Annotated in this window: 5 protein-coding genes and 2 pseudogenes; 1 reads left to right on the top strand and 6 read right to left on the bottom strand. The window is 62.0% G+C overall.

What is annotated here, in order from left to right; all coding sequences use genetic code 11:
- Positions 1-372: 372 nt before the first annotated feature.
- The 6 genes and pseudogenes from HT737_RS26560 to HT737_RS26540 form a co-directional block, all read right to left on the bottom strand.
- Positions 373-630: a DUF1652 domain-containing protein gene (locus HT737_RS26560; RefSeq protein ID WP_047293628.1), complete on the bottom strand. Its 258-nt coding sequence runs from the start codon at positions 628-630 to the stop codon at positions 373-375.
- A gap of 134 nt (positions 631-764) precedes the next feature.
- Positions 765-2,262, bottom strand: a pseudogene (locus tag HT737_RS26555) (helix-turn-helix transcriptional regulator).
- Positions 2,263-2,450: 188 nt separating this feature from the next.
- Positions 2,451-2,672 carry a LysR substrate-binding domain-containing protein gene (locus HT737_RS32000; RefSeq protein ID WP_374011196.1) on the bottom strand — a complete coding sequence of 74 codons (222 nt, stop codon included), beginning with the start codon at positions 2,670-2,672 and terminating at the stop codon, positions 2,451-2,453.
- Position 2,673: 1 nt separating this feature from the next.
- Complete coding sequence (locus HT737_RS26550; RefSeq protein WP_306287271.1) at positions 2,674-3,345, bottom strand: LysR substrate-binding domain-containing protein; 672 nt, start codon at positions 3,343-3,345, stop codon at positions 2,674-2,676.
- Positions 3,346-3,351: 6 nt separating this feature from the next.
- Positions 3,352-5,566 (bottom strand): annotated as a pseudogene (locus tag HT737_RS32450) (molybdopterin cofactor-binding domain-containing protein).
- The gene (locus tag HT737_RS26540; RefSeq protein WP_041073291.1) at positions 5,566-6,030 is read right to left on the bottom strand and encodes a (2Fe-2S)-binding protein; all 465 of its coding nucleotides are present in this window, start codon (positions 6,028-6,030) and stop codon (positions 5,566-5,568) included. Before HT737_RS26540 ends, HT737_RS32450 begins: the two are co-directional and overlap by 1 nt.
- A 118-nt stretch (positions 6,031-6,148) precedes the next feature.
- On the opposite strand from HT737_RS26540, the gene HT737_RS26535 reads away from it, so the two are divergent.
- Positions 6,149-7,039, top strand: a complete 891-nt coding sequence (locus tag HT737_RS26535; protein ID WP_182404323.1) for a LysR substrate-binding domain-containing protein — start codon at positions 6,149-6,151, stop codon at positions 7,037-7,039.
- Positions 7,040-7,116: the final 77 nt, after the last annotated feature.

Here is a 7,116-nt window from a genome sequence, read left to right as displayed (position 1 = left end):
AACTTTTATTCGTGCACACCCCCATGCGGCGAAGCGCCCCCACTCAAAACGATGAGCGTTAGCTCGAGTACCGCTCTTGATCTGAGGGCCCGTCGGCAGGCTGAGTGGAGGGATTGATCCGGGGGTGGGAGCGCAGCGACCGTTTGGCGCAGCCAAACACAGCGAGAGGAGGTGCAGCGAAGCAAACCGTAGGCGCTGCCCCCGGATGAATCCCGCAGCGAAGGAACCCGAGCCTGAGCGAGGGCCGAACGTCAGGGCATAGACCTTTTTGGTTACTTTTGGGGCGTTTGCCAAAAGTGACCCGCCGTAAGGGCGGAACCCTAATCAGCAACACCCGCAGTAACGGATCCACACCCAAAACAGCCAAAAACCCTAAGCCATATCCGGATCCCGAGCAGCCCGCAAAGAATTACTCTCCAACTCATACCGCAACTCATCAATCAACGCCGCCACAGCCTCCGGCGTTCGCAACGCATCAAGCTTCAACCCGCTGATCACCAGATCCACCTGTCCCGACTCCCGGTGATACAACTTCACCGTCAGCGAATGATCCCCATCCACTGAACACTCGCACGCCAAGGGCGAGAAACTCTGCTCAAGGCTGGCGCGCAACTGCGCAAGATTCATCATGGAGCTTGTTCCTTTAGCTGTTTCGAAGGGAGACGATCCCAAGCCAACAGGCTCGTATCGCACCCCACCAGACTAAGAACTGCCCCACCGCGCCAGAACCTGCATTTGCACCTCATCGATTAGTGCATTTGCACCTACCGTTGCCCCTTGGCGCCGCGTTCACCGGAAAACAGCCCGCGCTCCCGCGCCCAGACAATCGCCTCGCTGCGACTGTGCACATCGAGCTTGGAATACACCGTCGCCACATGATTGCGCACGGTATTGGGTGCCAGCTTCAACCGGGCGGCGATCTCCTTGTCGGCCAACCCCCTCGCAGATCAGCCCCAGCACGTCGCGCTCACGCGCCGTCAGATCAGTGAGAGACACGCTCGGCAGCTGCGGCGAGTTGACCTTCTTCACATTCGCCAGTTTTTCGATCAGCGTCCGACTGAACCACGAAGCATCCTTCATCACCTCTTCGATCGCCGCCACCAGTTCCAGCTCGGTGCGCTTGCGTTCGGTGATGTCCATCAGCACCAGCAGATAGCACGGCGTGTCCTGAATGTTCACGGTGTCAGCCGACACCGCGCACTCCAGCAGCTCTGCATCCTTCCTGCGCACGCGCACGTCGACCCGATCAATCCGACCGCTTTTGGCCAGGGCGTTCAGCAGCCGGGCCCGCGCACCGTCGTCGTCGATGAAATGCAGCTGGGTCACGGTTTTACCCACCACCTCGTCGCTGTCGTAGGCGAGGGTGTCGAGGAACGCCTGATTGACATCAATCACCTGCTGCTCGTCAGCACTGCAGATCAGAATCGGCACCGGGGTCAGGCGAAACGCCTTGGCGAAGCGTTCCTCACTCTGACGCAGCGCCACTTCCGCCTTGTGCCGCAGCTCCATGTCGACGAAGGAAAACAGCATGCAATCCTCATCATTGAGCACCAACGGTTGCCCGGCGACGATCACTTGCTTGCTGCCGCCATCGGGCAGACGCAGTTGAGCCTGCATCTGTGGAATGGTCGCCACATCGCGCAGGCGCTGGATCGCCAGATCCTTTTTCTCAGCCTGATCGAAGACATCGATTTCATAGGCCGAAGTACCGATTACCTGATCGCGGGTGTAACCGGTCATCTCCAGAAACCCCGGATTAACCTTGATGTAACGCAAGTCGCTGAGGCGGCAGATCACCGCCGGCGCCGGGTTGGCATTGAAGGTCTTTTCGAAACGCTGCTCGGCATTGGCCCAATCGGTGACGTCGCTCATGATCAGCACCAGCGACTCCGGCTGCCCTTCGCGGTCGGTCAGTACCATGCTGCGCACACTGTGCACCCAGACGCGTTCCGGGTCATCCATGGCAGACATTTCGACCAACAGGTCGCTGAATACCTCACAGCGTGCGACGCGGCTGATCGGATAGTTCTCGGGTGGCAACAGGTGGTTGTTGCGATAACGCAGCGTGAAACGCTTGGCATACTCATCGGCATTAGTGCCCAGCTCGCCGATCCGGCTGACACCGTGCATGGCCAGTGCTGCCTCGTTGGCCCAGAGGATGCTCTGATCGAGTTCCAGCAAAATCACCCCGTCGGACAGCCCGGCGATGATCTGCTGCAACTGGCGACGATTGGTTTCAGTGGTCAGGACTTCCTGGCTCATTGGATCTCCACAGGGAATGCGCGTGTGAAGATTACGACCGCAGGCGTGCGTGATCGTGCCGAACATAAATGTGCGCCCCACCACAGTCCCCCTGTGGTAGCGAGCTTGCTCGCGAATACGGTATTTCATTCAAATAATCTGTCGGCTGACACACCGTCTTCGCCAGCAGGCTCGCTCCCACAAGGGGATCAAGGTTGATCTGAGGTTTCCACCAGCTCGCGCAACGTATCGAGAAACAGCCTGAGCACCGGCGAAGCATCATCGGCGCGGTAAGTCGCGTACAGCGGCACTTCCGGCAGCGCCGGCGTCAGCCTGCGAAACACCAGCCCTGCCGGCGCCAGTTGCTCGATAGAAGCCGGCAGCAGCGCCACCCCGAACCCGGCGCGCACCAGGCTGAGCAGCGTCTGCACTTCAATCACCTGCTGGCGGATCTGCGGGGGTGAACCCGGCCTGAACGCAGCACTGATAAAGGAAGTTGGCAAACCGCGACTGCTTCAGTTCCAGCGCAACGAACGGTTCCTGCCCCAGATCCGCCGGAGCCAGTACTTCGCGCCTTGCCAGCGGATGATCAGCCGGCATCACCACGTGAATCGGCTCGTAGATCAGCAACTCGTTGCGCAGCAACGGATCGTCATAACCGACCCGAAACACGCAGGCGTCGATACGTTTTTCCTTCAACGCCTTGACCTGCGCCGCCGGGGTCATTTCATGCAGACGCCAGTTCACCTGCGGATAGCGTTCACGAAACAGGTGCAGGGCCTTGGGCAACACGCCGACCATCACCGAACTGATCATGCCGATCTCCAGCTCACCAAGCTGCCCGCGCCCGGTCTGACGGGTCAGGTCCAGCGCCCGTTCCAGTTGTTCGAACACCAGCGGTGCCTGCTCCTTGAGCATCTGCCCCGCGGCTGTCAGCTCGACCCGGTGATGACTGCGCTCGAACAGCGGCGTGCCCAACTCCTCCTCCAGCAGACGGATCTGCTGGCTCAACGGCGGCTGACAAATGTGCAACCGCTCCGCAGCCCGGCCGAAATGCAACTCATCAGCCAGGGCCATGAAATACCGCAGCAGGCGCAGGTCCATGGCGGCTTACCCCAGGCTCAGCGGTGTCGACCGCTGGCGCACGCCGGTCAACGCAAACAGAGCGTTGGCAATCGCGGGGGCCACCGACGGACTGCCCAACTCGCCGACGCCACCGGGTTTGCCCGGCTCGCCATCCAGCACCACGATATCGGTGGCCGGCATGTCCGACATGCGGGTCACGCGGTAGTCGTGAAAATTGCTCTGCACCACCCTGCCCTGTTGGATGTCGAGCCGGTCGAACAACGCATGACCGAGGCCCCACATCAGGCCGCCGTAGATCTGCTCCTCGACGCCGCCGGGCGACACGGCCAGACCGCAGTCGACCACACAGGTCAGCTTCTCGACTTTCGGTTTGCCATCGACCGTCGCGACCCGCGCCACCACGGCGATAAAACTGCTGTAACCCTGATGGGTCGCAATCCCCAACGCAGTGCCCGGCGGCAGCGGCTGGCCCCACCCGGCGCGTTCGGCAGCCTGTTTGAGCACCGCCACATGCCGTGGCCGTTCCTGCATGTTCGCCAGTCTGAAGGCCAAGGGATCGGCGCCGGCCGCGTGGGCCAGTTCGTCCATGAAGCTCTCGACGGCAAACACGTTTGGAATGAAGCTCACCGAGCGATACCAGCCGCTGGGCACATGGCTTTCGTGCTTGACCCAGTTCAACTGCAGATGCGGCGGACGGTAGGCGAAGTCCCATGCGGTGATCGCCTCGGTGGTGCTGTAATCCATGTGATCCGGGCGCTCGAAGTAACCCGGCTCCCACTGCTCCGGCGAGGCCGGTGACACCGCGTGCAGTCGCAGTGCGTTGAGTTTGCCTTGGGCATCCAGCGCGCCCTTGACCCGGTGCAGCGTCGCCGGGTGATTGAACAGTGCGTGCATTTCGTCTTCGCGGCTGTTGAGCAACTTCACCGGCACGCCGGTCTGTTGCGCCAGAAATGCCACTTCGAACAACCAGTATTTGGCCTCCCGCGCACCGAAGCTGCCGCCGGACACAAGCTCGTTGATGGTGACCATGTCCTTGGCGATGCCGCAGACTGTTTGCGCGGCTTCCAGCGCCGACGACGGCACCTGCACGCCGCCCCAATAGGTGATCGCGTTGTCCTTGACCTGTGCGGTGATACAGATCGGTTCCAGCGGGTTCTGCACTTTGTACGGCATGTGGTAATCGGCTTCGATCAGCTGCGCCGCCTGCGGCCATTGCGCGTCAACATCACCCTGCGTCATGGCCTTGATGGTCTGGCTTTTCGGGTCGGAAATAGCCGCCGCTTGCGCCGTGGCCAGTTCCGCGCTGTCGAACCCGGCCAGTGGCGAGTCGCTCCATTTGATCTCCAGCACTTTGCGGCCTTGCTGCGCCGCCCAGAACGTCTCGGCCAGCACCGCGACGCCTTCCAGGTTGCCACCGAGCACGTCCGGGCGCCCGGGGACTGCAATCACCTGGCGCACGCCCGGCACCTGCAATGCCGCCGCCGAATCCACGCTGAGAACCTTCGCCCCGACGACCGGCGCGCGCTGAATCACTGCCACCAGCATCCCCCGGCAGTTGCACGTCGATGCTGTACTTGAAGCGCCCGCAGACCTTGGCCGCGGCATCGCGCTTGTGCCGCAGTTTGCCGATGTATTTGAACTGCGCCGGATCTTTCAGCGTGACATTGGCCGGTGCCGGCAAATGCGCCGCCACGCCCACCAGTTCGCCGTAGTTGAGGCTGCGTTTGCTGGCAGGGTGAATGACCCGGCCGTCTTCGGTACTGCAGCTGTCGGGGCTGACTTTCCATTGCTTCGCTGCTGCCGCAATCAGCAACGCCCGCGCCGTGGCGCCGGCCATGCGCAAGCGCTCGTATTCGAGAGAAACACTGGTGCTGCCGCCGGTGGAAAAGACTTTCCAGACCGGATGAATGTAGGTCTCGAAGAACGGATCTTCCGGGATGATCACCTGCACGGTCATCGGGTTCACATCCAGTTCTTCGGCCACGCATGCGGCCAGTGCCGTTTGCGTGCCGGTGCCGGAATCGTGCTTGTGCACCACCAGCTTTACCGTGCCGTCGGGGAAGATCCGCACCCAGGCGTTGGGCTCGAATTCCGTGGCCGCCGCCGGGGTTTTCGAGTCGCTGGCGGCGCTACCGGATGGCAGATACAGAGCAATCGCCAGGCCCGAAGCGACCGTCGCCGCTTGCTTGAGAAACACCCGGCGGGACGGTTCGAGCAAGGTGTCGTCGCGCAGCCTCATCACGCCTCCTTCGGCGCGTTCGCCGCACGTTTGATCGCTTTGTTGATCCGCCCGTAGGTGCCGCAACGGCAGATATTGCCGCTCATCGCATTGCGGATCGAATCGTCGGTCACTGCCGCGCCAGTGTTGAGCAGCGCGGCGGCGGACATGATCTGCCCGGATTGACAGTAGCCGCATTGCGGCACATCTTCGGCGACCCAGGCCAGTTGCAGCGGATGACTCTCGCTCGGCGACAAGCCTTCGATGGTGGTGATGCTGTGGCCCGCGACGGCGGCCAGCGGCAACTGGCAGGAACGCACCGCGACGCCGTCCAGATGCACGGTGCAGGCACCGCACAGGCCCATGCCGCAGCCGAATTTGGTGCCGGTAAGTTTCAGTTGATCACGCAGTACCCATAACAAGGGCATGGAGGGGGACGCTTCATCCAGCTCGCGTCGTTCGCCGTTTACCGTGAATGCGATCATTGTCAGGCTCCAAAAGAGCGGCCCGTCTTTGTGCGGGCCTGGTGACCGATTATTGGAAACCCGGGCAAACCGCAGCCAGCGACGATTTCTGCCAACCGCTGTAAGCAGGACTAACAACATGTACAAGCGATACCCGTCGGTGCAGTCCATGAGTGCGTTTATCCACGCGGCGCGCAGCGGCAGTTTTTCCAGCGCGGCGCGCAAGCTCGATCTGACTCACAGTGCGATCAGCCAGCAGATTCGCGCACTGGAAGATTTCATCGGTCAGCCGTTGTTCGTGCGTGAAGGCGGCGGCAGCAACCTCACCGATGCCGGGCAGTTGTTTGCCAGCGTACTGGCGGACGGGCTGGCGCAGATCGACCGGGCCCTGTCCTCGGTGAAAAACCGCAGCGTGGCGCAGCGCCTGACCCTGGATGTGGACAGTGAACTGGCGCAGAGCTGGCTCAATCCGCGCCTGCCGGAACTGCTCGACGGACTGCCGGATTACGAGGTGACGCTGCTGTCGATGCCGCGCAGTGATCGCAGCAGCTTCGAGCGGGTGGATCTGGCGTTGCGTTACGGCTATGGCGATTGGGATGACTGCGAGATGACGCAGATCTGCGGCGATCGGGTGCTGGCGGTGGCTTCGCCGGCGTTGCTTGAGCGCTGTGGTTTGCAGTTGCCGTTGAGCCCGGCGCAGATCCTTGAATTGCCGCTGTTGGGCTATACACGACGCTCGTGGATTCCGTGGCTGGATGCGGCCGGAATGCCCCCGGTGGAGCCAGCGGCGCGGGTGATTTTCGATAATGCGGCCAACCTGATTGCGGCTGCCGAAGCCGGGGTTGGCGCCGGGCTGGTGCGCGGTTTGCTCGCCACCGATGCGTTGCGCAGCGGGCGGCTGGTGGCGTTGAACGAGGCGCAGATTGCTGCGCATTACAATCTTTATGCGGTGTGGCCGCATGGGCAGGCTGAGCGGGTGGCGCCGGTGGTTGAGGTGATCAGGCAGTTGGCTTTGCATACGCAACACTGACGCCTTCGCGAGCAGGCTCGCTCCCACAGTTTGACCGCATTTCTCCAGTTGGAATGCATTCCCCCTGTGGGAGCGAG

Source organism: Pseudomonas sp. MD195_PC81_125, assembly GCF_014060985.1.
GTDB lineage: Bacteria > Pseudomonadota > Gammaproteobacteria > Pseudomonadales > Pseudomonadaceae > Aquipseudomonas > Aquipseudomonas parakoreensis.
Note: the sequence above shows the minus strand (reverse complement) of the source record. Positions and strands in the feature narration are given on the sequence as shown.

Coding starts and splice junctions, on each gene's coding strand:
- HT737_RS26560 (WP_047293628.1), bottom strand. CDS start 630: ATGATGAATCTTGCGCAGTTGCGCGCCAGCCTTGAGCAGAGTTTCTCG.
- HT737_RS26550 (WP_306287271.1), bottom strand. CDS start 3,345: ATGGACCTGCGCCTGCTGCGGTATTTCATGGCCCTGGCTGATGAGTTG.
- HT737_RS26540 (WP_041073291.1), bottom strand. CDS start 6,030: ATGATCGCATTCACGGTAAACGGCGAACGACGCGAGCTGGATGAAGCG.
- HT737_RS26535 (WP_182404323.1), top strand. CDS start 6,149: ATGTACAAGCGATACCCGTCGGTGCAGTCCATGAGTGCGTTTATCCAC.